Genomic DNA, 22,799 nt, shown 5'->3' with positions numbered 1-22,799 from the left:
CTTCGAGGCCTTCATCGAATTCTCCTCTCTTCCCCGCAGGGATCATAAGTGGAAAATTCCAGTTCTAAATGGCCTAATTTAACGGGGGCACGTCACCGTTCAATCGATCGAAGGCGGATGGAAATGCAGATCTCTTTCCTCATGGCTTGTGTCGTCTTGGCCGCAGCGTCGTGCGTCTCGGCGAACGGGCTAGGCCCCGAGCCCAATGACCGGCGTCCTGTTATCGTCCGCGAAAAATATGATCCATGCACCGATGGCCGCATGAGCGACGGGCGCCCGAGGAGTTGCGAGGAGGTTCGGCGGGCCTTGCGGCATGATCGATGGCGCGGCTGGCCCGATGAAGACTACAGCCGTGCAAGACGCCCCTACGTCAATCCGTGCACGGACGGGCGCTTCAGCGATGGCAGGCCCCGCTCCTGCCGCGAGCTGCTGGACTGGTTGGATTCGCAATGAAGACGATCCTCGCCTTGTCGTCTTGGCCGCTTGTGTTCTTCTCCGGCCTGCTTCTCACCCATCTTGCCTTCTCGAGCGAGCGGCCGATGCTTGCCTTCGTTCTCGTCTATGCCGGCGAAGTGCTGCTGCTCTTCTTGCTCGAGCGCTACATTCCCTATGAACGACGCTGGCTGCTGTCCGATGGCGAAACGGCGAATGATATCGCTCACACACTTCTGACCAAGGGGCTTGTGCAGGTTGTGGCGCTGCTCGGCGCGGTCTTCCCGATGCTGGCGGCGATGATATTGCAGCCGCTTGCCAATGCCAGGTTCGACCTGTGGCCGACGGCGCTCCCCTTGCTTTTGCAAGTCGCGATCGCGGTGGTCATTGCGGAGTTCGGCCTCTATTGGTCGCACCGGATCGCTCATGAAAAGCTGTTCTTCTGGCGTTTCCACGCCCTGCATCACAGCGTCGTCAGGCTCTGGGTCGTCAATACCGGCCGCTTCCACATTGCCGATTCGCTCTTCAAGGTCGCGCTCAGCCAGCTGCCGCTCTACCTCATGGGCGCGCCGCTGCAGGTCTTCTGGTGGCTCGGCGCGGTCACCGCATTCATGGGCATTCTCACCCATTGCAATGTCGACATGCGAACCGGCTTCTTCGACTACGTTTTCAGCACGCCGCGCCTGCATCGCTGGCATCACTCCAAGGACATGCGCGAGGGCAACACGAATTACGGCGAGAATGTCGTGTTCTTCGATCTGCTGTTCGGTACCTATTTCAATCCGGACCGCCCGTCTTCGACCGATATCGGCATTCGCGGCCAGATCGCGAAGAGCTTCATGGGCCAGCTCGCTCAGCCTTTCCGCAAGGAAGGTGTCCGTCAAATTCTCGGCCGCCCGACAAAAAGCGCCTGAGGCCGCAATGCGCAATGCTGGTGTAATCCAGCAGACGTACCCCTGCCTGCGATCCCTCTCCAGTTGCAAAGGACGTTGCTGATGCCTGCCAACCGCATGAAGCGGCTCCCTGTCGCAATTGCCGCGCTCTCGATCCTGCTGATCCTGTCGGCCTGCGCCTCGCAGATCATGAAGAGCTATATCGGCGCGCCGATCAGCAGCGTGATGCTCGATTACGGCCCGCCCGACAATGTTTATGACCTGCGCCCCGGCGAGCGTGCCTATCAATGGCGCAAGCAGAAGACGCAGGTGGTTCCGGGCCAGTCCAGCGGCGAAATTAAGGAGACGCGCCGCGGCAAACGCTACGAAGTCACCGAGACGCCCGGTTATGTCGAGCATACGGAGTGCTTTTACACCTTCCATACCCGAAGCTCCGGCGCCGATTGGTACGTGACGAGCTTCCGCCAGCCCTCGCTCGAGTGCGAATGATTCTCCAGTTGCAGGATTCCAGAATATGAAACGCAGTTTCTTGACCATGGCCGCCCTGGCGGGCCTCTCCTTTGCGATGGCAATTCCGTCGCATGCCCAGGAAAAACTGGGCCAGGGTGCTGGTCTCATCCGCGTCGTTGGCGACGGGCAGGCCGTCCGCAGCCCGGATCTAGCCGTTGTCCGTCTGACGGTGTTGCGCCAGTCGGCCGAGGCGAGCCCGGCGGTCTCGGCCTCCACCGAGGCAACCCGCAAGCTCATCGATGCGCTGACCGCCATGGGCATCGACCGAGACGACATGCAGAGTGCGGATTTCCAGATCTCGCCGCGCTTCGATTATACGGCGAAGCCGGACGGCATGCCGCCATCCTCCGCCATTGTCGGCTACGATGCCCGGAACACGCTGATGGTGCGTGTTCGCAAGGTGGCGGAGGTCGGCAAGGTCCTTGATGTCGCCTTGAAGAACGGCGTGAACGAGGGCGGCTCCGTCGATTTCTTGGTGGAGGATGTGGCGGGCGCGGTCGACGAGGCGCGCAAGAATGCCATTGCAGCAGCGATGAAAAGCGCCAGTGTCGTGGCGGAAGCTTCCGGCCTAAAACTCGGGCCGATCGTTGCGATCGAAGACCAGCCGACCGCGACCGTCTTCCCCTATGCGTCGACCGAAGCGAGATTGCGCGCCGCGAGTTCGGATGGCGGTGTTCCGATCGTGTCAGGCAAGAATATCATCACCGCGCGCGTTGCCGTGTCCTATCTGACCGCAAGGTGAAAGGCGCGATCATGAGAAAGACGAGCTTGCTTGCAGCCGCGGTCTTCATAGTCGCTCCGGCCGCCGCGAGTGCTGAAACCATATCTGCACGATCGTGGAGGATGTCGGAAGCGGCAAGGCTCTTCTGAGAGAGGGCGATTGCGACCGCACGCTTTCTCCCGCTTCGACATTCAAGCTCGCTCTCAGCCTCATGGGTTATGACGCCCATATTCTCAAGGACGACTCCAAACCTGTCTGGCCCTATGTCAAAGGCTATTCGGATTGGTCGGCGACATGGGAAGACAAGGCGACGCCGCGCCTCTGGATGGAAAAATCGATCGTCTGGTATTCCCAGCGTCTCACGGAGGCGCTCGGCCCTGGGAAATTTCAGACCTATGTCCGGAAGTTCGATTATGGCAATCGCGACGTGTCGGGCAATCCCGGCAAGCATGATTGGTTGACGCATGCCTGGCTCGGCTCGTCATTGAAGATTTCGCCGGTCGAGCAGCTGGTCTTCCTGCGAAGGTTGGTCCGCCGGGAGCTTGATGTCAGCGAGCGGGCCTATGAGATGACGGCAAGGATAGCCGACTATGGAATGCAGCCGTCGGGCTGGCATGTCTTCGGCAAGACCGGCTCTATGCCGGCGTCAAAAGCAGGCGCGCGCCCAGACCGCAACAAGATGTACAGTTGGTTCGTCGGCTGGGCCGTCAAGGGAGATCGTCGGATCGTCTTTGCGCGCCTCGTCGGCGAAGAGCTGAGGATATCGGGATCGGCCGGCAGAAGGGCACGCGACGCGCTGTTTACGGATCTGTTTTCCAAGCCCGACACTCTCTGATCGGCATGGCTGTTCTGCTCAGAGCCTGGATATCAATTCCCATCCTTATCCTCGAATTCGCCCCATCGCCAACGCCACGGGGCATCGCTTTTCCACCAGACGACGAAAACCATCAGCGCGGTCGGGATGCCGATCGCCACCGCATAGGCGGCCGGTCGGCTGCCTACATGGGGCGCGACGATGGCGATCATCGCTATCAAGGCGAGCACATAAATTACGGTTGCGACCCAGCCTTGCCAGCGGCAAGGCAGGCCAGCTCCATAGCCGTAGGCCTTCACGCGGAACCAGGGTACTTTCGCTCTCATTCGGCGGCATCCTTCATCCGCGCGGCGTCCGATCGATCCGCTTTCCCGCTCAACATTGTCCGGCAATTGTCGATCAGCGACAAGGCCACCGGCACGAAGACGAGCGTCAGTGCCGTCGAGGAGACAAGGCCGCCGATGACGGCATGGGCCATCGATGCCCGCTCCTGCCCGCCTTCGCCGAAGCCGAGCGCCAGCGGCAACATGCCGATGATCATGGCCGAGGTGGTCATGACGATCGGCCGGAAGCGGACAATACCGGCATCGATCAGGCTCTGCTGCACGCTTGCGCCGTCCCGCCGCCGCTTGTTGGCATGATCCACGAGCAGGATGGCGTTTTTCGTGACGAGGCCCATCAGCATGATGAAGCCGATGACCGAGAAGATGTTGATCGTTGATCCGGTTACGAGAAGGCCCGCCAGCACGCCGCTGATCGAAAGCGGCAGGCTGGTCATGATGGCGATCGGCTGCACGAAAGAGCCGAATTGCGAAGCAAGGATGAGATAGATGAACGCGACGGCGAGGATCAGCGCCTGCACCGCGTAGCCGAAACTCTCCGCCATGTCGTCTGCCTCGCCGCCGATGGCGATGCGATAGCCGGCGGGCACCTTTTCGGCATCGATCACGGTCTGGACCGCGCGGACGACCTCACCGAGAGGCCGGCCGTTCAGATTGGCGGAGAGGCGAACCTCGCGATCGCCATCGCGGCGACTGATTGTCTTCGGCGCTAGGGTTTCCGTGATATCGGCCACCTGGGACAGCGGCACGGTGGCTGCCGGGCCCGTTGCACCTTTGTGATCGACGGGAATCGGAATCTGCGCGAGGTCTTCGACTGTCCGACGGCCTGTTTCCGGCAGCCTGATGGCGACGTAGCGCGATTCGTCGCCGCCATGCGCCCAGCTGGTCAGCTTCTCGCCTGCCACCAACGGGCGCAGGTTGCGCTCGATGGTTGCGGTCGAGATGCCAAGGTCGGCAGCTTCGTCTGCACGCAATCGGACCATCAGCATCGGCCGTTTCTTGTCCGCGGAGGATTCGAGATCGATGATCCCGGCGATCTTGCCGAGCTTGACAGTCAGATCGCGCGATATCTCCTCAAGCACGTTCAGGTCGCCGCCGAGGATCGATATCTGCATCGTCTTTGCCTGCGAACCGGAGCCGTCTCCGGGTTGCCCGACCTCGATCCTGCTGCCGGCGACAGGGCTCAGCGCTTCTCGCAGCTTCGGCGCGATCGCCACCGAGGTCATCGTTCTCTTTTCCGGCGCGACCATCGACGCCGTAATTCTCGCTTCGTTGGTGTTGGCACCGTCGCCGCTGTTCACGGTCGAATAGAGATTGCTGATATCCGGAAACTGTCGCAGGACGTCTTCGGTCTGCCTGATCTTGGCGGCGGTGTAATCGACCGACGATCCCTCGGGCAGGGTGAGGCCGACGGCGACCATGCCCTGATCGGATTTTGGCACGAATTCCATGCCGATCCGCGGAATGAGGCAGAGGCTTCCGGCAAACAGAGCGAGGACGCAGACGGAGGTTATGGCACGATGCCCGAGACACCAGCCGACCACGCCGCCATAACGATGCGCGATCCGCTCGAATGCCCTGTCGAAATGGTCGAGCAGGGTCTGCAGTCGCCCCTTGCGTTGCTGCTTTGGCTGATCGGCCCAGACGCTCGAAAGCATGGGATCGAGCGTGAAGGACACGAAGAGCGAAATCATGACGGCAACCGAGACGGTGACGCCGAACTGGAGGAAGAAGCGGCCGATCACCCCGCCCATGAAGGCGACCGGAAGGAAGACGGCAACGATGGAGAATGTGGTTGCCAAGACCGCCAGGCCGATTTCGGTCGTGCCATCAAGTGCAGCCTGCCGTCGATCCTTGCCCATCGCCGCATGACGGCTGATGTTTTCGCGCACGACAATGGCGTCGTCGATCAGGATGCCGATGCAGATCGACAGCGCCAGCATGGTCATCAGATTGAGGCTGAATCCGAGGGCGGCGATGGCGGCGAACGTGCCGATGACCGCGACCGGCAGGGTCAGCGCGGTGATGATGGTCGAGCGCCAGGAGTTGAGAAAAAGGAGCACGATGACGATCGTCAGCGCGCCGCCTTCGACGATGGTGCGTTGAACGTCGCCGATCTGGCCGACGATGGTCCGGGAACTATCCTGCGACACGACAATGCCGATATCCCGCAACGCGTCGTCCTTCCGAAGCTTAGCCAGCTCCCGTTCGACGCCCTTGGCGACTTCGACGGTGTTGGCGCCTTCGAGCTTGTTGATGTCGAGGCCGAGTGCCGGCTTGCCGTTGAACCATGCCTGGCTTTTCGGGTCGGCGCCGGCCTCCATCACATCGGCGACTTCCAGGAGACGGACGGCGCGGCCGGCGCTGTCCTGGGCGATGACGATATCGGCGAACTCCTTGATGCTGCCGGGCTGCACGCTGACGGTGATGCTGCGCTCGCGCGTCGAGGAGACGACAGAGCCGATGGCGCTGTCGCGCGTTGCCCGCTGTATGGCCTCGATCAGGTTCGGGATCGGGATGCCGAAGGATTGCAGCTTCACCAGATCTGGCTGAATGCGCACCTGGTCTTCGCTGCCACCGACCAGCGTCACCTGACCCACACCCGGTACGCGCCGCAGCCTCGGCACGATCGTCGTGTCGGCAATCTGCGTCATCCGGCTGATGGAGACATCGGCGGAGAAGGCGGCGAGCGACATGATCGGCGCGTCCTGGGGATTGAAGCGCGTCACCAGCGGCCGATCGGCCCCGTCGGGAAGCGCGTCCTGCAATCGCGATACGCGGTCGCGCACCTCGTCGGCTGCCGCTCTGGACGGCGTGTCGAGAGTGAATTCCGCAATGACGAGCGAACTGCCCGTCGAGGATTGCGACGAGATCTTCTTGATGCCGGAAATCGCGCCGATGCTTTCCTCGATCGGCCGGCTGACCTGCTGTTCGACAGCGAGCGCGGATGCGCCGTCGTAATTGGTGGAAACGACGACGGTCGGCAGATCCACGGAAGGCAGGAGGTCGACGGGCAGGCGCGACCAGGCAACGATGCCAAGCACGACGATACCAACCATCATCATGGTGGCAAAGACCGGCTGCTGAATGGAAATACGGGCAAGAAACATATGGGGTAATCCTCAGCGCCCTGCGATCTTGATCGGGGTGCCGGTCGCGACATCCTTGAGGGGGATGGTGATGATGGTGTCGCCGTCGTCCAGGCCGCTGCGAACCTCGACAAGATCCTCTCCGATTCTGGCATCGCCAAGCTCGACGGGTCGTCGATGCACGGTGCCATCGGAAACGATCCGGATGAAGGTGTCGGCGCCTTCCCAGGCAACGGCTGAGATCGGAACCGCCACGATGTTTTCATGGCTTTCGATCTGGAGCGTGCCGTGGCCGAACATGCCGCCGCGAAGACCAGGGATAGTCCGGTCGAGTCGCAGGAAGACTTGCAGCGAGCGCGAGCCGTCGATGGTTGCCGGGCTGATCCTGTCGAGCCGGGCTGAAAGCGGCCGGTTCGGCAATCCCTCGATTTCGATCTCGGCCATCTGCCCGATCAAGAGCCCGGCGCTTTGCTGCGGAGGCAGGAGAGCCACCAGATCCAGCCTGGAGATATCGACGATCTCGAACAGTTCTGTGTTGATCGACACGGCCTGGCCGGGATTGATCTTGCGGCTGTTGACGATGCCGTCGAACGGCGCGACGACGACCGCGTCATCCAGCGCGCGGCGGGCTTCGGCTTCTTGCGCCTGCAGTGCGCGCAGCTCCGCCTTCTGTACCGCCACGTCGGTTTCGACCTCGGTCAGCTTTGCCTGGGCGACCCCTCCCGTCGCGGCGAGGCTGCGCGTGCGTTCCAGTTCTTTCTGCGCGCGCAAGAGCGTCGCTGCCTTGGCCTCGGTGGTCGCGACCAGCTTGTTGAGCGCCAGCGTCAGCGTTTCCGTGTCGAAGCGCGCGATGACGTCGCCCGCGCTGACGACGTTTCCCACATCAACATCGACAGAGGCAACCGTTCCGGACAGCCGGGCGGTGAGGGTAACGCGGCGGGCCGGCTGGATGAAGCCGTTGATGCGAATCCGCTGGCTGTAGCCCTGCCGGCGGACCTGCATGACTTCCATGGGGGCGACTTCCACCGTCTTCATGCTGGCGGCTTGCACGGCTTCGGAAGAAGCATTGCGCGCGTCGTTCTTGGCGGGCGCGATCACGGCACCTGCAACTCCCAGCGCGACCAGCGCGAGCGTGATCGATATTTTCGTGACGAGACTCATCATAGCACCCAACATCGTGCTTGCATTTCACGATCGAGAGCGGCGAGAGGATTGACTCGGGGTTTGATCAGCCATCCTTCGCCGCTCTCCGTCCGGCCTGCCCTGGCTTGAAGGGCGTGCCCGACCTCTGCAAAGAATGTCGATCAGAAGCGGTAGTTCAGGCCCGCCTTGATGACGTGGTCGCGCAGATCGGTCTTCGACCTGCCGCTCGACGATGTCGTCGATACGTCGTTGGTCATGACGTAGTTGTATTCGATCTTGGCCGACAGGCCGCCGCCGAAGCCCTGTTCCAGGCCACCGCCGACAAGGTAGCCCTGCTTCCAGCCGCCCGAAGTGGAAACGCCCTTACCGCCTTCGAACTTCGTCATTGTCAGGCCCGCCGTGCCGTAGACGAGCGTGCGATCGAAGGTCAGGCCGGCCTTCGCCTTGGCGGCGCCGCGAAAGCGTTCTTCCACCTTGCCGTTCGGCACGTGCAGCTCGTTGTTGCCGAGGTAGGAACCTTCCAGTTCGGCACCGATAATGCCGGGCCCCACCTGGAAATTGTAGCCGGCTTGCACGCCGCCGGTCAGACCCTTGCCGCTGGCAAATGGATTGAATTTCGGCGAGGCGATGCCGCCATGGGCGCCGAAATAGGCGCCGCTCCACTGGAAGGCCGGCGGCCGGTCGTAGGCGGAGGCATCCGGAGCCTGGTAGGTGGTGAGATCGGCGGCGAAGGCGTTGGTCGCGGCCGTCATGGCCAGGGCCGCGAACAGAATCGATTTTGCGCTGAGCGACATTGCTAACTCCATACGAAACCCATGCGCCATCCCTAGGCGCTCGCAAGGTCTCTGTTTGCGTTGGAGAACCGGACATCGGTTCCTGCTGTTCTCCGGTGCCGACCGTCTTGGGGAGCGGATCGCCACCAGGAGATGCAGGTTATTTTGCCTGTGAGAATTGCGGGTACATTGCAGGATTTAAAAATATTGAAAAATTATCAAGTATTTCTATGCAGTTGAATGGAATTCTTTAACTATTTTTTAAGGATTGGTCGCCGTTTCACCGCTAGTTCGGGAAGGATAGACGAAAGCAGGCGCCGCCCTGCGGGCCGTCCACGGCGACCACGTGGCCACCGTGCCGCTGCATGATCTCCTTCACCAGATTGAGCCCGAGACCGGCTCCATGCTCGTGCGGCTGAAGGCGATGGAAGGGTTCGAAGATCCGCTCCCGCTCCGCGACCGGTATGCCCGGCCCTTCATCCGTGATCTCGATGACGGCGCCCCGGTCGATCCTGATCGTAATGTTTCCCTTGCCTCCGCCATGCTCGATCGCATTCTGCACGATATTGAAGACGACACGCTGCAAAGCCCCCGCGTCACCCTGTATGACGAGGTGATCGAGCCCGGTCTCCAGCGAGAGTTCATAACCCTGAGCGATTGCCAGCGGTGCCATGTCGGCCGCGACGTTGCGGCAGATTTCCACCAGATCGACCGGCGAAAAGCTAGCGCCGCTGACATCCAGCCGCTGCAGGTCGAGCAGCTGTTCGGCAAGCGCGGCGATGCGACCGGCATCGGAGAGGAGGCGGGTGCGGATCGGCCCTTCCGCGATCGTCTCGACACGCGTCTGCAGAATGGCGACGGGCGTGCGCAGCTCGTGCGCCGCATCGAGAATGAAACGCTGATGGCGCTCGTGACCGTCATCGAGGCGTTGCAGAGCACCGTTGATCGCGTTGACGAGCGGGACGACTTCGCTCGGAATGCCGCTTTCCGGCAATCTGTAGCCGCGCCGGTCGATATCAATGATCTCCGCCTCCTTGGCGATGACGGAAAGGCGGGAAAACGCTCTGCTGACGATCCACGGGATGGCGATGATCGTGACGATGACCAGCAAGATAAGGATCGGCACCATCAGCAGGTTCGTGAGCAGAAAGACGGCATATGTCAGGCTGAACACGTCGCCCTTGCCAAGCACGGTAAAATTTCCCGCAGGGCCGGATGCGCCGCGTATGGCCGCCACGTATGAGAAGGGCGCCCTGGTGTCTCGGATGTCTCCGAAGCTTATGCGATCCAGGTGCTCCGCCATCACGGCATAAACCGTCGGGACATTGCCGGTCTGAATGATCTCGCCTTTGTCGCTGCGGGCGACGAACCAGAAGTTCACTGAACGTTGCCGAAGCGTCGCGAGTTCTTCCGTTTCGTTGAGAACGAGACTGTCATCGGCTTTGCGTTCGATCGCGCGCGCAGCGACATTGGCAAATTCCGGATCGGAGAGGACGACGCCGTCATTCGTCTGTAACAGATAGGCGACGAAGGCGGCGCTGAACAGAAAGAGAATGCCGACCTGGAAGAGCAGAAGCTGGGCAATCAGTCGGCGCTTCAGCGATTTCGATGTGAGAAGCTTCATGCAATTGGCCTCAACAGGTAGCCGACACCGCGAATACCGTGGATTTCGACGTCGGCCTGCGCGTCGGCCAGTTTCTTGCGAAGCCGCGATACATGCGAATCGAGTGCATTCGACTGTATCTCGTCGTCGAAGGTATAGACGGCCTCTTCCAGTGCGGACCTGAGAACGGTTCTGCCCTGGCGGCGGATCAACGTTTCCAGGACGAGAAGCTCGCGCCGGGGCAGATCGAGCACCTTGCCTGATATCCGCGCTTCCCGGTCATCGAGGTTGAATTCCAGCTTGCCGAGTTTGGCGACCATCGGGGCGACGGCCGCGGGCCGGCGCATCAGGGCGCGGATGCGCGCCAGAAGTTCTTCCAGGGCAAACGGCTTGGCGAGATAGTCGTCGGCGCCATAATCCAGACCTTTGACACGGTCTGCAACGGAGCCGCGGGCGGTCAGCACGATGACCGGCGTGGTCGCGCCGATCGCCCGCAGATGCCGGATGAGTTCGAGCCCGTCGCCATCAGGCAGCTGCCTGTCGAGCACGATCATGTCATGGACATGCTCCGCGACGGCGCTTCTCGCAAAGTCCAGGGTCGGCGCGTGATCGACGATGATGTCATATTGATGCAGGGCGGTCGCAAGCGCATCGGCCATCTGCGGCTCGTCCTCTACAAGCAAGAGGCGCATTCTTACCCTCCATAAACGAAATAGTGTCGTCCAGACATAGCGATGAACATTACGGCATCATTGCGCGCGATCCGTCGCCTGCCGTATCGCCGGCCTTATTCTGTCTGTTTCCGGCTAATCACCTTCGATGCAATCCAGCCATGCCGAGCTCACGGCGGCCGCCAGCGACAGCAGGAAGGCAATGAAGATGCAGGTCGGCCGGAATGAGCCGAAGCCGATCGCCGCACCGGTCAGCAGGTACTCCAGCGGCAGAAACAACAGAACGATCGAATAGGAAAGGCCCATGACATGGGGCCTGCCGACACGTGACGTCTTCAGCTGCAGGATAGTGGCAAAGGCGGGCGAGAGCCAGCCGTTTGCCAGTCCCGAGATGAGACCGGCAAGCATCATCGTCAGCGGCGAGATGTCGATCCACAGGACGCCCACCGCCGCTGCCAGGCCAAGCAGGGCCTTTGACACGATGGAGGCGGGCGCGGGCATGGTTTGGCGCGATGCCAGATGCAGGTTCATCACGACCGTGCCGGTCGCCGCGGCACCGATGAACAGACCGAGCCACGCCACCGATTCGCCATGCAGCCGCAAGGCGGCCGGCACGAGAAAGATCTGCAACGTTATGAAGAAACCGAGGGTCGCGCTTGCCCAGAGGGTGAACGCCGGCGAAGCGGCCGATCTTCGAAGCTGCCTTCCCGCATGGAGGGTATCGGCAAGCGTCGGCGCCGGACCCAGGCGGAATCTCGGTAGGCTGAAGGACAGGAGCATCATCGCGACGAAGTTGCTGATCACGATCCACCATGCCGCATTCTTCGAGCCGATGACGGCAATGATGAAGGCGCTGACGGCGGATGCCGTCAGCAGCACGAGGCCGTCGATCATATCGTCGATGGAGCTGGCGGCATTGGACGACAATCGCGAAAGGCGGGCGATTTCGGGCGTCTTCGCTTCGGTCGCGACGGTCGCCGGTCCATCGAGGATCGATCCGACTAAGCCGAGAATGAGGAAGGTGCCGGGGCGCAGGAAATCCGCCATGTAGAGCACCGCAATCACCAAGGAAGTCAGCAATCCGATCTTGGCGGAAATGAGCGCCGTGTAGCGGATTCCGAGCATTTCCGCCACGTAGCCGCCGAAGATCATGCCGACCAGAAGCACGGTAGCGTTCATGAAGACCATCAGAGCCATGCACATCACGCTGCCGGTGAGGTCATACATGATCCACGGATATAGGACGGTCGCAAAGGCATGGCTGCAGTTCAGGGCGACGTTGCTCAATTGAAGCCCGACGAAGGGCCATCGCGTGCTGCGTTGAAGTTGTAGAGACACGGTTCTTTCCCGACGATTGTTCGCGTCCTCAGGTTCGGAGCTCTGCCTTGCGGTAACATTACGGAAAACAAAATTCCCGCAGGCTATCGGCGAACCGTCCATCGTGGTCGGGGATAAGCTTGGTCAAACTGCCTTTGCGACCGGCGCCGGCAAAATATCCGAAGGCAGGTCTATGGTCAGGCGTGCGCCTCCCATGCGGCTGGCACCGGCTGTGACGCTGCCGCCATGCAATTCCACGATCTGCCGGACGAGATGCAGGCCGAGGCCCGTGCCGCGCGGCCGCGGCCGCAGCCGATAGAAAGGCTCGAAGATTCGCTCGCGCTCGCCGGACGGTATGCCCGGTCCCTCGTCGTTCACCTCCACGAGACCGGAGGATATGTGGACGCTGATCGTCCCTCTGCCGCCGCCATGATCGATGGCATTCTGGATAAGGCTGGTCATGGCGCGCTCGAGCGCCGCCTCGTCGCCGTTGACAGGAATATCAGGCCCCGAATGGGTCAGCTCCAGTTGGTAGCCGGCCGGAAAGGCAAGCGGCGCCATGTCGCTCACCACGCGCCGGCCGAGCGTCAGTAGCGAGACCGGGCGAAATTCGACATTGTCGCGCCGCAGCCGCTCGATATCGAGCAGTTGCTCGGTGAGGGTCGTCAGCCGCGCCACGTCGGCCACCAGCTGCACGCGTTCGGGTGTATGCGGCAGGGCGGCGACACGGGTGCCCAGAATGGCGATCGGGGTCCTGAGCTCATGGGCGGCATCCGCCAGAAAACGCTGATGCCGCTCATAACCTTCATCAAGCCGGCGAAGGGCCTCGTTGACCGCACGAATGAGCGAGGCGATCTCGGGCGGCGTGCCGGTGGTTTCCAGCCGGACGCCGCGTTGACCGATATCGATCAGGGCTGCCTGTTTCTCCGCCTTCGCAATGCCGGCCACCGCACCGCGAACGACCAGCGGGGTTGCGAGCAGGATGCCGAGAGCGATGACGATCATGATCGGCAGTCCGACCTTGAGGAAGACCAGCAGCAGTCCGAGCGCCACCATTGCCGGCGGCGCCCTGCTTTCGGTGCCGGTCAGGATCTGCATCTCGCCCGCCGACGTATAGACGGTCCGCATCCGTGCTTCCGGCCGGTCCATCGCGGCGGCGTCGACCGTCGAGCCGAAGCGAGCCTGGCCGATACCGGTAAGCGTTTCGCTGATGCGGGCAAAGATTGCCGGCACGGGACCTTCGGAAACCTGCAACCCCTTGATATCGCGTATGATGAACCAAAGGCCTGGTTCGGTCGCACGCAAAGATTGCAAATCCGGCGTATCGCGCAGCTGCAATCGGCCGGCCGCGTCACGTTGGATGGCGTGCTGCAGGGCTTCGATGGTCCGATCCGTCGAGCGGAAGGCGAAGAGATCGCCTTTGGCGAACATGATGCTGAGGACGAGGACCAGTATCAGGCTCTGGAGGATCAGCAGCCGGCGGATCAGCTGCCATTTGAGCGAGCGACCGGCCGGTTCCTTCATGTCTGCTCCATCAGCATATAGCCGACGCCGCGCACACCATTGATGGTAACGCCGGCGTCCGCCTCGGCGAGCTTGCGGCGTAGCCGCGAAATATGGCTGTCGAGGGTGTTGGACTGGACCTCGTCGCTCATCCCGAAGACCGATTCCATCAGGATTTCGCGCGGCACCATCCGGCCGGCACGCCGCATCAGCGCCTCCAGCACCAGCAGCTCGCGCCGCGGCAGGTCGAAGCGCATGCCTTCAACTCTGGCTTCGCGATGGTCGAGATCGAGCGTCATCCGGCCGAGCCGGACGCTCATCGGGCTGACATGATCGGGCCGCCTCATGACAGCGCGCAGCCGCGCCAGGAGCTCTTCGAAGGCGAAGGGCTTTGCCAGATAATCATCGGCGCCGCCATCCAGCCCGGCGACACGCTCGGCAAGCCGGCCACGCGCCGTCAGCACGATCACCGGCATGCCTGATTTGTGCCGGCGTATCTGCGGAATGAGGGAGAGGCCGTCCCCGTCCGGAAGTCCGCGGTCCAGGATGATCGCATCGTAGGAGCCCGTCAGGATCATCTCCATGGCAGTCACTATGCCGTCCGCATGGTCGGTGATCATGTCGTGCCGCCGCAGAGCCGCTTGCAGGGCCAGCGCCATTTCCGGCTCGTCCTCCACCACCAGCAGCCGCATCGTTCATCCCTTCATATCCCACGCCGAATGTTTCGTGCCCGCGCCACATTGCGGCAACATGACGTCTTGAAGCAATGCAGGCGTCAGACGATCCGCGGAAACCCTTGTGGGAAAAAATCAATCGACAAGGGATGAACCGACATCATGAAAGACAGCCTGCTTTTCCTGCGCCATTGGGCCACCGCTCCCCTTCGCACCGCAGCCGTCGCGCCGTCGAGCCGTGCTCTGGCAAAAATCATGACGCGGGACATCACGGCCGCGACCGGGCCGGTTATCGAGCTCGGTCCCGGCACCGGAGTGTTTACCCGCGCCCTGCGCGACCGTGGTGTGGCGGAGCACGACATCACCCTGGTCGAGCTCAATCCGGACTTTGCCGTGTTGCTGAAGCGCCGCTTTCCGGCCGCGTGCGTGTTGCAGATGAGCGCAGCCGATATTACGGCGTCACCCGCATTGCGTGAGGGCGGCGCCGGAGCAGTCCTCAGCGGTCTCGGCCTGCCGTCGATGCCGACGCGCCAGGTCGTGAAGATCATGCAAGGCGCATTTCGCTGCCTCGGACCGGTGGGCTCTTTCTATCAATTTACCTATGGTCCCCGCTGCTCCGTACCGGACGACGTCCTGAACTTCCTCGGCCTGCAGGCGGAAAGAGTGGGTGGAACCTTCTTCAACCTGCCGCCGGCCTCCGTCTACCGGATTACCCGCGCGCGCATCTCGTCGAACGACAGAGTCGCCGACCGGGTGTCAGGCGATGCATCATGCTGCCAGCTCGATGTTTTTAGCGACTGACAGGACGTTGTTGGAAGCCCGGCAAGCCTATTCGCAGCGGCGGCCGGTAGCGCGATCGAACAGATGCAACGCATTGGCGTCGAATCCAAGCCTCAGCGTCTGTCCTTCGGCAATGGCGGTGCGCGGCGGCAGGCAGGCCATCAGCCGCTGCGAACCCGCTTGCGCCGTCACGATCAGTTCCGGTCCCGTCAGTTCCGCGACTTCGCAGACGGCCTCGAGCTTGCCGTCTTCATCGAGACGCAGCGTTTCCGGCCGGATACCGACGACCAGCTCCTGACCCTGTTTGATCCCGGCCCTTGTCGCAGGAATTGGCAGCATAATCGATGTCCCGTCGATGCAAAGGGCGCCCTGATCGGCGGTCGCGTTCAAAAGATTCATCGGAGGCGCTCCGACGAAGGTCGCGACATAGAGCGTTGCCGGATGATTGTAGATCTCGTCCGGCGTGCCGAGCTGCTCGATGCGGCCATCGCGCATCACGGCGATACGGGTCGCGAGCGTCATCGCCTCGATCTGGTCGTGGGTCACGTAGACGACGGTGGTCTTCAGCATCTGGTGCAGGCGCTTCAGCTCGGTGCGCATCTCCATGCGCAGCTTGGCGTCGAGGTTGGATAGCGGCTCGTCGAACAGGAAGACCTCCGGCTTGCGCACCAGCGCGCGGCCGATCGCCACGCGCTGGCGCTGGCCGCCGGAAAGCTGGCTCGGCTTGCGCTCCAGCAGTGGTTCGATCTGCAATAACTTCGCTGCCTCGCGCACCGCCTTGTCGCGCTCGGCGGCAGGCACCTTGCGCATTTCCAGGCCGAAACCGATGTTGCGGTGGACCGACAGGTTCGGATAGAGCGCGTAGGACTGGAACACCATGGCGATGTCGCGGTCCTTCGGATGCACGCCGAGCACGGAGCGATCGCCGATGCGTATATCCCCGCTCGTCGCCTCGGCAAGCCCTGCGATGATGTTCAGAAGCGTGGACTTGCCGCAGCCGGAAGAGCCGAGCAGCACCAGGAACTCGCCGCTTTCGAGCGAGACATCGATGCCCTTCAGCGTCTCGACTTCGCCGTAGCTCTTGCGGATGTTCTGGATTTCAAGCGCGCTCATCAAACGGCCTCCTCGGATGCTTTGGCCGGGCCGTAGCTGCGCGGCAGAGTGGAAATGGCGCGGGAAGCGACCGCGGTCCCCGCCGAAAGGCAGGTCGCGAGCGGCTCGCCGCGGGCAAGGGTGGCCAGGAAGCCGGCATTGAAGACATCGCCGGCGCCGATCGTATCGACGACCGTGACGCGTGGAGCGGCGGCAGAAACGGATGTGCCGTCGGCGCTGATGGCAATCGCGCCTTCCGGGCCGCGCTTGACGACGAAGATGGCACCATCAGGCATGTGCGACCGAAGAGCGATTGCGGCCTCGATTGGATCGTCCATGCCGGCAAGCGTCGTCGTTTCGACTTCGTTCATCAGCGCAACGCCGCAGCGGGAAAGCCAGCGTCGCGTGGCGTTGCAATTCGCCTCCGTCCAGCCGTCAAGCGGCCAGCCGGTATCGAGAGCCACAATGATCCGGTGCTTGTCGGCCCAGTCGAACAGCGCGTCGTACTCCCGGGTGAGATCTTCGGTGAGGAAGGCGCCACACAGCAGCGCATAGCCGCCGGAGAGCTTTGTTCCGTCGAGCACCGCATACACATCGGCCAGATTGAATCGCGGCAGGTGGCCGCGCGTGGTGAAGAAAGTGCGCTCGCCGTCGGGATGGGTGATGCCGACCGAGAGCGTCGTCCCCTCGGGGCTGACAGGCCATTTGCTGCTGCGGGTGCCGAATGCTTCGCTGAGCCAGCGTCCGAACTGGTCGTTGCCGACATTGGCTGATATCTCGTAGTCGACGCCGAGGCCTTCCCAGGCGAGCGCGCTATTGCCCGCCTGGCCGCCGACGCGCAGCTCGTCATGATCGACGATGATCTCGGTGCCGGCCTTCGGCCAGGGTGCCGCCGGTCCCAAGATCAGGTCGATGTTGACGTTGCCGATCACTGCAAGCGGCTTCATTCATTCGCTCCGGGTGATCTTGGTGGTGCGCACCGGCGTACCGGCATTCTCCACCCGCGCATCGGCGAAGGCGATCATCAGCGACTGTGCCACGGGCAGCATCTGGAAGATGGCGGCAAGGCCGATTTCCGGCTTGAAACGCAATGTGACGCAGCCGGGGACCGGTTCTTCTCGAGAACCGTCGAAGACGATCACGGGCGCGCCCGTTTCGGCGGCGGAGATGGCCATGGCCGTCACCAGGTCGGCTGTCGCATCGTCACCACGGAAGAGTACGACGCCGATCGACGGTCCGAGCATTTCCATCGGCCCGTGCCGCAGCTGGCCACCCTCGAGCGAGAAGCAGGGGCGGCGGGAAAGTTCGGTCAGGCCGAGCGCCAGCGCCTCGGCAACGCCCTGCAGGCGACGGCCCGAGGTGACGACGGTGGCGACATCGGCAAGGGCGGCAAGCGCCGGCTCGATATCGAGGGCCTGCGGTGCATGCAGCACTGCCAGTGCGCTTGCCGGATCTTGCCCAAGCGCGGCGAAGATCGCCAGATGCAGCGCAAAGCTCACCGTGAGACTGCGCGTAGCAGCAAAAGCAAGCTCGGTGCCGCCGGCGCCGACGAGAGAAGGCGCGGTTCTGGCGAGGAAGGAGCTGCCCTCCAGCGTCAGGCCGAACGTGTCGGTGGTGCCGCCCGTCTCGTCGAACCAGCGTAGGACTTCGGCACTTTCGCCGGACTGCGAGGTCATGAAAATCGTACGCCCGTCGAGCGACAGCGGCTCGCCGAGCTGTTCGGAGAGCGGCAGCGCGATCGCATCGATGCCGGCGGCGCGGTAAAGCGGCTCGACGGCACGGTTGACGGCATGGGAGGCCCCCATGCCGAGCAGCAGCAGTTTGCCGGTACGCCTCAGCGAGGCGGCGGCCTTGGCAGCCATATCGCTGCTGGCCCCGAAGGAGGCAAGCGCATCGGCGTGTTGACGGGCCATTTCGCGATCGATCGCGGCAAGGCCGGCGGGGCGTGTTTTCTCTGTGCTCATGGTCATCCCTTGACGCCGCCATTGGTGAGCCCCGAGATCAGGGCACGTTGCATGACAAGGCCGATCAGCACCGGCGGCAGGGCGGCCAGCACGCCGGCAGTCGCGATCAGTCCGTAATCCGAGACACGGCCGCCGGCGAGATCCGCTATGGCGACGGTGAGGGTCTTTGCGCGCTGGTCGGAGGTGAAGAGCAGCGCATAGAAGAATTCATCCCACGCAAGCAGGAAGGCAAAGAGCGCCGAGGTCGCCACCACGGGCATGGCAAGCGGCAGTGTGATGATCTTCAGTGTCTGGAACAGCCCGGCGCCATCGATCATCGCCGCAGCCTCGATCTCCTTCGGAATGGAATCGAAGCCGGACTTCATCAGCCAGGTCGTGAACGGCGCCAGGATCGTCAGATAGACGAGCGCCAGTCCGAAGACGTTGTTGAGCAGGCCGAGATAGGCAAGGCCCATATAGAGCGGTACGGCGAGCGCGACGGGCGGCAGCATATAGGTGGCGATGACCATGGAGAGCGACCATCCGACAGACGGCGTGCGCGATACGGCCCAGCCGGCGGGTATGGCGAGCGCGATCGCGGCGATGGTCGCCATCCCAGCCACTTGGATGCTGTTGCGCAGCGATGAGGTGAAGGCGGCGCCTTCGCTGTTCTCCAGGGTCGACAGCAACACCCTATAGCGCGAGAAATCAGCCGTCTGCGGCCACCAGCGCAAGGGCTTGGCGGCAAGATCGGCAGCCGGCGAAATGCTCATGATGAACAGCCAGGCGATCGGCGCCAGGATGACGATGGCGAGCAGAATGGCGCAGACATAGATGAAGCAGGTGAAGAGCGGGCTCTTGCGTTCCATCAGGTGGCACTCCCTGCGGTTTTGCGAACAAGGGCGGCGTAGGCGGCGGCTAGCACCGTCACCAGCAGCGTGACGATGAGGGCAAGCGACGCGCCGGACCCCGCTCGCTGAAAGGAGAAGGCTTCCTGATAGACAAGGATCGACAGCGTGCGCGTGCTGTTTGCCGGGCCGCCGCGCGTCATGACCCAGATGATGTCGAAAACCTTGAAGGCCTCGATGGTGCGCAAAACCAGCGCCACCATCAGCGGTCCCACCAGATAGGGAAGGATCACGAAACGGAAACGCTTGAAGGGCCCCGCGCCATCGACCAGTGATGCCGCGGTGATGTCGCGGGGCACGGCCTGGAGTGCTGCAAGCGCGATCAGCGCCACCAGCGGAAAATTCTTCCAGCAATCGGCAACAATCAGCGCCGTTAGCGCGGTGCCGGGCTCGCCGAGCCACGAGCGGTAGGCGTCGAGCAGGCCGAGCTGGGTGAGCGCTGCGTTCAGCGCGCCGTATTCGGGATTGTAGATCAGCCGCCACAGCGTCGCGTTCACGACTGTTGGCAGCGCCCAGGGCAGGATCATCAGCGCGCGCAGCACGCCGCGGCCTTTGAACTCCTGGTTCAGCAGCAGGGCGGCAAGCACGCCGAGCACCATTTCGGCGGCAACGGAGATGATCGCAAACCAGGCCGTGGTGATCAGCGTGCGCTGAAAGTTGGAATTTGCCAGCATCTTTGCGTAATTGTCGATGCCGACGAAATTGCCGCCGGTGCCGACAAGCTTTGCATCGGTGAAAGAAAGGCCGACCGTGTCGACGAGAGGCCAGCCGATGACTGCGATCATCACCACGAGCAGCGGCAGCATCAAAAGCCAGGCGCGAGTTGTCATAGAGGTGCCGGACATGACGGGCCCCTTCTTTCATTCTTCATGGAGGATTGAGAGGCGGGCGGTGACTGGCACCGCCCGGTAAGACTATCAGAGACCGCTGTTTTGGGCAGCCGTCTTCAGCGCATCTTCCGGAGAAGACTGGCCGAGCAGCGATTCCTGGATCGCCTGCTGAAGTGCGGTCGACAGTTCCTGATACTTAGGCGTCGTCGGGCGCGGATACATGGCAGCGAGGCCGACCTTCGCGGCCGCGATCAGTTCTTCCTGGTCCTTGGTGACGGCCGGGTCGCTGTAGGACGATGCCCAGATCGGCAGGCTGAGCTTGGCGTACTGGTTCTGCGTCGCCTGCGAGGTCATGAAGCTGATGTACTTCCAGGCTTCGTCCGGATGCTTGCTCGCAGACGTGATGCCAAGGCCCATCGAGCCGTTGACGGCTGAAGCCTCGCTCTTGCCGGCAACGCCCGGCGCCGGCACGACGCCGACCTTGCCCGCGACCTTGCTGTCCTTCGGGTCGTTCGCCATGTTGTACATATAGGTCCAGTTCAGCGCAAAGGCGGCGTCGCCGTTTTCGAAGACCTTGCGGACATCCTCTTCGAGGAATTCCTTCGAGTTCGGATTAGTGAGGCCGGACTTGTAGCTGGTGACCATGTATTTCAGGGCATCGAGGCCGCCGCCGCTCTGGAAGTCCGGCTTGCCGTCCTTGATGAAGTCGCCCTTATAGGCGCTGACGAGCGTCGCGTAGTCGCAGATCGCGGCTTCGGCCTGCGACCAGCTCCAGGCGATCGGCGTGGCGAGAAGACCCTTGTCCTTGATGATCTTGGCCTGCTCGTTCAATTCGTCCCAGGTCTTCGGCGGCGTCTTGATGCCGGCCTTTTCCAGGATTTCCTTGTTATAGAACAGGTACTTGGTATCGAGAATCCAGGGCATCCCATAATATTTGCCGTCATACTGGACCGTCGTCCATGCGCCCGGCAGCACGCTCTTCTTCGTGTCGTCGGAAATGCGCGAGGACACGTCGACCAGAACCTTGTTGGTTGCGTATTCGGCCGGCCAGATGACGTCAAACAGCACGACATCGTAGCCGCCGCCGGACCCTTGAGCCAGCACGGTCTTGTCGTGCAGGCCTTCGTAAGGCACGAATTCGAGATTGACCTTCACGTCCGGATTGGCCTTGGAAAAGGCATCCGTCATGGCGCGCACATCGGCTTCGCTATAGGCAGCCTGCGCCATGAAGAGGGCATTGATCGTGGTTTCGGCAAAGGCATGCGAGGCGAAAGATACGCCGATCAGCGCTGCGCCGAGCAATGTCTTGTTCAATGATTTCAACATTCCATCCTCCAGTTTTTTTGACAGTCACGCATTTTTTCCAATGGCGGCGGAAGGCGTCGCCATCGATTGTCGATCAGGCAATTGGCCGGGTCGGCTGCCGACATCGATCGGCGTGTCCTTGGAGCCCGAAGGCTCGCTCAAGTTCCCTGATGAAACTCTGTGGTTTCTTTTAAGTCAATTGTCTTGACTAATTTGTTCTTCAATATTCTATTGGTGTCAAGAGGCAAAAACAGATGAACGATATTCGCCCGATCAGGGCTACGAGCGGAACGAACCACGAAGGCACCAGCGCCCACAATCGGCGGGTGATTATCGACGCCCTGCGGCTCAACGGAGCGCTCTCCCGCGCCGATCTCGCACGCGCCACCCGCCTGACGAAGCAGACGGTCTCCAACATCATGGAGGAGCTGGAATACGACGGGCTGGTGACCTCGCGGGAAACGGTGCGCCGCGGCAGGGGCCAACCCTCGACACCCTATGGCCTAGTGCCGGAAGGCGCCTTCGCCATCGGCCTGCAGATCGACCGCCACATCACCCGCGCCATTGCCGTCGATCTCGTCGGCAATGTCCTGATCCGCAAGGAAGCGAACCTGCCGGCCGGCGGACCGGCCACGGGCACGCGCGTTGTTTTGCAATTGGTGCAGGACGTGCGCAGCGAATTGAAGCAGCGCGTGGCGCAGGCGGAAAAGCGCCTCGTCGGCCTCGGCGCGGCGATGCCGGGCCCTTTCGGCATCGAGCAGAAGGATGCCGACAATCCCTGGATGATGGGTGCCTGGCAGCGCTTTCCCCTGCTGGAAACGCTGTCGGCGGGCACCGGCCTCAACGTCACCCTGCAGAACGACGCCGCCGCCTGCGCGACGGCCGAGCGCATGGTCGGTGCAGCCCATGGGCTCGACCATGCCGTCTGCCTCTACGTCGGCTACGGTATCGGCGCGGGGCTGATCCTCGGCGGCGAGCTTTATAGTGGCGCTCATGGCAATGCCGGCGAAATCGGCATGGCGCTGTTGACCGCCGGCGGGCGGCAGACCCAGCTGGAGCATCGCGCCTCGCTCGCTTCGCTCTACGAGCACCTTGGCGTCGATCCGATGGCGCCCAACATCTATTCGCTGATAAGCGAGCGCGCTGCGGCCGACGATCCCGATATTCTCGCCTGGATCGAAAGGGCGGCGATCGATCTGCGCTGGAGCGTGCAGCTCATCGAAACCATCTTCGATCCGCAGACGGTGATTCTGTGCGGCGGCGCGCCGGCATCGCTCGCGACGCGGCTGATCGCCGCCATGCAGCCGCTCTTGCCCTCCAATGCCGATCGTCCCGACCGGCTGCTGCCGCGTCTGCAGCTCGGCATGACCGACCCCTGGGCAGTGGCGCGCGGCGCGGCGGCGGAGCCGATCGGCCACGCCTTCGATCCGCGCTTCCAGGCGATCCTGAAATCCTAA

General features: G+C 62.5%; 21 protein-coding genes. 6 read left to right on the top strand and 15 right to left on the bottom strand.

Features of this window, described 5'->3' with window-relative positions:
• The first annotated feature begins 449 nt into the window (after positions 1 to 449).
• The 4 genes from ACIQWP_RS29680 to blaOXA all read left to right on the top strand — a co-directional run bounded on the left by ACIQWP_RS29680 (position 450) and on the right by blaOXA (position 3,391).
• Entirely contained in the window at positions 450 to 1,346 is an 897-nt protein-coding gene (locus ACIQWP_RS29680; protein WP_402795501.1) for a sterol desaturase family protein, read from the top strand.
• 81 nt (positions 1,347 to 1,427) lie between these two features.
• The gene (locus tag ACIQWP_RS29675; protein ID WP_402795499.1) at positions 1,428 to 1,814 is read left to right on the top strand and encodes a hypothetical protein; all 387 of its coding nucleotides are present in this window, start codon (positions 1,428 to 1,430) and stop codon (positions 1,812 to 1,814) included.
• Between the two features lie 25 nt (positions 1,815 to 1,839).
• Entirely contained in the window at positions 1,840 to 2,577 is a 738-nt protein-coding gene (locus tag ACIQWP_RS29670; RefSeq protein ID WP_402795497.1) for an SIMPL domain-containing protein, read from the top strand.
• Between the two features lie 94 nt (positions 2,578 to 2,671).
• Positions 2,672 to 3,391 (top strand): class D beta-lactamase, encoded by a 720-nt coding sequence (gene blaOXA / locus ACIQWP_RS29665; RefSeq protein ID WP_402795496.1) that lies wholly within the window; start codon positions 2,672 to 2,674, stop codon positions 3,389 to 3,391.
• 32 nt (positions 3,392 to 3,423) lie between these two features.
• Here blaOXA and ACIQWP_RS29660 read toward each other — a convergent pair whose 3' ends face one another.
• The 9 genes from ACIQWP_RS29660 to ACIQWP_RS29620 form a co-directional block, all read right to left on the bottom strand.
• On the bottom strand, positions 3,424 to 3,696 hold the full coding sequence (locus ACIQWP_RS29660; protein WP_402795493.1) for a hypothetical protein: 273 nt from the start codon (positions 3,694 to 3,696) through the stop codon (positions 3,424 to 3,426).
• Positions 3,693 to 6,821, bottom strand: coding sequence for an efflux RND transporter permease subunit (locus tag ACIQWP_RS29655; protein ID WP_402795491.1), 3,129 nt, complete (start codon positions 6,819 to 6,821; stop codon positions 3,693 to 3,695). Before ACIQWP_RS29655 ends, ACIQWP_RS29660 begins: the two co-directional genes overlap by 4 nt.
• Positions 6,822 to 6,833: 12 nt before the next feature.
• Complete coding sequence (locus ACIQWP_RS29650; RefSeq protein WP_402795488.1) at positions 6,834 to 7,961, bottom strand: efflux RND transporter periplasmic adaptor subunit; 1,128 nt, start codon at positions 7,959 to 7,961, stop codon at positions 6,834 to 6,836.
• A 143-nt stretch (positions 7,962 to 8,104) separates the two neighbouring features.
• Positions 8,105 to 8,737, bottom strand: a complete 633-nt coding sequence (locus ACIQWP_RS29645; protein ID WP_402795486.1) for an outer membrane protein — start codon at positions 8,735 to 8,737, stop codon at positions 8,105 to 8,107.
• 265 nt (positions 8,738 to 9,002) lie between these two features.
• The gene (locus ACIQWP_RS29640) at positions 9,003 to 10,340 is read right to left on the bottom strand and encodes a sensor histidine kinase (RefSeq protein WP_402795483.1); all 1,338 of its coding nucleotides are present in this window, start codon (positions 10,338 to 10,340) and stop codon (positions 9,003 to 9,005) included.
• The gene (locus ACIQWP_RS29635; protein ID WP_402795480.1) at positions 10,337 to 11,011 is read right to left on the bottom strand and encodes a response regulator transcription factor; all 675 of its coding nucleotides are present in this window, start codon (positions 11,009 to 11,011) and stop codon (positions 10,337 to 10,339) included. Before ACIQWP_RS29635 ends, ACIQWP_RS29640 begins: the two co-directional genes overlap by 4 nt.
• Positions 11,012 to 11,125: 114 nt before the next feature.
• Complete coding sequence (locus tag ACIQWP_RS29630) at positions 11,126 to 12,328, bottom strand: hypothetical protein (protein ID WP_402795478.1); 1,203 nt, start codon at positions 12,326 to 12,328, stop codon at positions 11,126 to 11,128.
• A 123-nt stretch (positions 12,329 to 12,451) separates the two neighbouring features.
• Positions 12,452 to 13,831 carry a sensor histidine kinase gene (locus tag ACIQWP_RS29625; RefSeq protein WP_402795475.1) on the bottom strand — a complete coding sequence of 460 codons (1,380 nt, stop codon included), beginning with the start codon at positions 13,829 to 13,831 and terminating at the stop codon, positions 12,452 to 12,454.
• Positions 13,828 to 14,502: a response regulator transcription factor gene (locus ACIQWP_RS29620; protein WP_402795473.1), complete on the bottom strand. Its 675-nt coding sequence runs from the start codon at positions 14,500 to 14,502 to the stop codon at positions 13,828 to 13,830. Before ACIQWP_RS29620 ends, ACIQWP_RS29625 begins: the two co-directional genes overlap by 4 nt.
• Before the next feature lie 144 nt (positions 14,503 to 14,646).
• On the opposite strand from ACIQWP_RS29620, the gene ACIQWP_RS29615 reads away from it, so the two are divergent.
• Entirely contained in the window at positions 14,647 to 15,285 is a 639-nt protein-coding gene (locus ACIQWP_RS29615) for a class I SAM-dependent methyltransferase (protein ID WP_402795471.1), read from the top strand.
• 27 nt (positions 15,286 to 15,312) lie between these two features.
• Here the strand turns inward: ACIQWP_RS29615 and ACIQWP_RS29610 are convergent, their stop codons facing one another.
• The 6 genes from ACIQWP_RS29610 to ACIQWP_RS29585 all read right to left on the bottom strand — a co-directional run bounded on the left by ACIQWP_RS29610 (position 15,313) and on the right by ACIQWP_RS29585 (position 21,363).
• Positions 15,313 to 16,377 carry an ABC transporter ATP-binding protein gene (locus ACIQWP_RS29610; RefSeq protein ID WP_402795468.1) on the bottom strand — a complete coding sequence of 355 codons (1,065 nt, stop codon included), beginning with the start codon at positions 16,375 to 16,377 and terminating at the stop codon, positions 15,313 to 15,315.
• Entirely contained in the window at positions 16,377 to 17,303 is a 927-nt protein-coding gene (locus tag ACIQWP_RS29605) for a PfkB family carbohydrate kinase (RefSeq protein ID WP_402795465.1), read from the bottom strand. Before ACIQWP_RS29605 ends, ACIQWP_RS29610 begins: the two co-directional genes overlap by 1 nt.
• Positions 17,304 to 18,326: an SIS domain-containing protein gene (locus tag ACIQWP_RS29600; protein ID WP_402795463.1), complete on the bottom strand. Its 1,023-nt coding sequence runs from the start codon at positions 18,324 to 18,326 to the stop codon at positions 17,304 to 17,306. It abuts the gene before it with no gap.
• Positions 18,323 to 19,168, bottom strand: coding sequence for a carbohydrate ABC transporter permease (locus ACIQWP_RS29595; RefSeq protein ID WP_402795460.1), 846 nt, complete (start codon positions 19,166 to 19,168; stop codon positions 18,323 to 18,325). The genes ACIQWP_RS29600 and ACIQWP_RS29595 overlap by 4 nt, the downstream gene beginning before the upstream one ends.
• On the bottom strand, positions 19,168 to 20,052 hold the full coding sequence (locus ACIQWP_RS29590; protein ID WP_402795457.1) for a carbohydrate ABC transporter permease: 885 nt from the start codon (positions 20,050 to 20,052) through the stop codon (positions 19,168 to 19,170). Before ACIQWP_RS29590 ends, ACIQWP_RS29595 begins: the two co-directional genes overlap by 1 nt.
• Positions 20,053 to 20,124: 72 nt before the next feature.
• Positions 20,125 to 21,363, bottom strand: a complete 1,239-nt coding sequence (locus ACIQWP_RS29585; protein ID WP_402795455.1) for an extracellular solute-binding protein — start codon at positions 21,361 to 21,363, stop codon at positions 20,125 to 20,127.
• 233 nt (positions 21,364 to 21,596) lie between these two features.
• Here ACIQWP_RS29585 and ACIQWP_RS29580 point away from each other — a divergent pair, with 233 nt between their 5' ends.
• Positions 21,597 to 22,799, top strand: coding sequence for an ROK family protein (locus ACIQWP_RS29580; protein WP_402795452.1), 1,203 nt, complete (start codon positions 21,597 to 21,599; stop codon positions 22,797 to 22,799).

Source organism: Rhizobium sp. NPDC090279, assembly GCF_044769665.1.
In the GTDB taxonomy this organism is placed as follows: Bacteria; Pseudomonadota; Alphaproteobacteria; order Rhizobiales; family Rhizobiaceae; genus Rhizobium.
Note: the sequence above shows the minus strand (reverse complement) of the source record. Positions and strands in the feature narration are given on the sequence as shown.